General features: G+C 71.2%; 2 protein-coding genes and 1 pseudogene. All 3 read left to right on the forward strand.

The annotated features are described in order from the left end of the window. Positions 1 to 203: TraU family protein (locus ACOVRJ_RS16865; RefSeq protein WP_422044996.1), on the forward strand; the 203-nt coding region annotated here is incomplete at its 5' end. A 58-nt stretch (positions 204 to 261) separates the two neighbouring features. Continuing rightward, the gene (gene trbC / locus ACOVRJ_RS16870; RefSeq protein ID WP_422044997.1) at positions 262 to 966 is read left to right on the forward strand and encodes a type-F conjugative transfer system pilin assembly protein TrbC; all 705 of its coding nucleotides are present in this window, start codon (positions 262 to 264) and stop codon (positions 964 to 966) included. A gap of 50 nt (positions 967 to 1016) precedes the next feature. Then, positions 1017 to 1593 (forward strand): annotated as a pseudogene (locus tag ACOVRJ_RS16875) (hypothetical protein); the annotation flags it as partial.

Consider the following 1593-nt stretch of genomic DNA (forward strand, 5'->3'; position numbering starts at 1 on the left):
CGCTGCCCATCTTCGACAAGACCCACTACAAGCTGCAGATGACCTACCCGGTGCCCGCCACCGCGAAGGTCGCCGGCCAGTGCTGCCAGCCCTACGGGCGCACCACCATGATCTGGGGCTCCGGCAAGTCTTTCCCGGTCAGCGGGGAAGACTTCAGCTACCAGATCTTCCGCAAGAGGAACTGCTGTGTCGGCGCCTGGTGATCCGCGGGCGCAGCGGCGCCCAGTCGCGCCCATCCGGCCGGCCGCACGCCTCGCCGCGATGGGTCTAGCCGCATTGCTAGCGCCCGACGCCTTCGCGCAGGGACAGCCAACCGCGCCCCGCTGGCCGACTGCACAGGAGATCGAGCGCGCGAAAGCCGACCGCCCGCTTCCCGCACCGGACAACCCGATCCCGGCACTGCGCGGCCTGCCCCGCATCGGTCCAGGCTCCGGCGAGGGACCGGGCGCAGCCCAGCGCCCTCCCGCAAGCGGCGCCGGCATCGACATCGGCGTCCTGGCCCGTCAGGGCAGCCAGATTGGCGGCGCCATGAGCTCCGGAGCCCTCGTACCCCAGGAGCCCGCGCTTCGCATCTTCGTCACCCTGGACATGCCCCAGGGCAGCCTGCGCCGCCTCGTCGACCAGGCCGAGCGGGCCGGCGCGGTTCTCGTGCTGCGCGGCCTGAAGAACCAGTCGATGCGCCAGACGGTCGCTGCCGTCAGCGACCTGCTCGGCGAACGCAAAGCGGGTTGGGTGATCGACCCCGAGGCCTTCGAGCGGCACGGCGTCGAGGCCGCGCCCACCTTCCTGCTGACGTTCGGTGAAGACACCCCACCGTGCAGCGCCACCACCTGCACCGTGCCGCGTCCCTTCGTATCGGTGTCGGGCGATGTCAGCCTGGACTACGCGCTGGAGCACATGGCCCGTCGCCACACCGGAGCCGCTGCGGTCGCCGGCCCCTACCTCTCCCGGCTGCGCTCCCGATGAAGAACCTACTGCCAGCGGTAGCACGGGTGGCAGCAATAGCAGCCGCCGCAGTGCTGCTTTTCCTGTCCGTGCAGCCCGCCCAGGCCCAATCCCTCTCCGACGCCTTCAACCAGGGCGCAGCCATGGGGCGCTCCGGCAACGCCGCCGCCCGCACCCAGATCAACCCGACCACCGCCCAGGGCACGGTGCCCGGCTACACCACCAGTCCGCCGCAAGCCGCCTACTTCGGCAGTGCCGGGCTGGGCTCGCAGGCAGCCGCTGCCACCAGCGCCTGCGCGGCGGCCGGCAACGGCAACACCACCAGCGCGCAGGCCTGCAACGCGGTGAACTTCTCGCAGACCAACCCGACGCGCCGGCCCACCTTCAGCATCGCCCCGAACGATCCGCTGCTCACGCGCGCCCGGACCATCACCGCCGACCCCCAGAGCATCGCGGGGAACATCGCCGGCACCTACAGCGGCTGCAGCGTGCAGACCACCACCACGCCGGACCGCTTCGAGACGGCGCTGTGCCACCAGTACCGCACCACCGAGACGCTCACCTGCGACAAGGTCCTCATCGTCACGCCGGTACTCACGCCCGGCTGCAGCGACGGCGAGTTCCTCACCCGCGTCACCGCCGACCCCT

It is taken from the genome of Roseateles sp. (genome assembly GCF_049240545.1).
Lineage (GTDB): Bacteria > Pseudomonadota > Gammaproteobacteria > Burkholderiales > Burkholderiaceae_C > Paucibacter_A.

Bases quoted from the DNA above. Each gene is read 5' to 3' on its own strand.
- trbC (WP_422044997.1), top strand. From the start codon at position 262: ATGGGTCTAGCCGCATTGCTAGCGCCCGACGCCTTCGCGCAGGGACAG.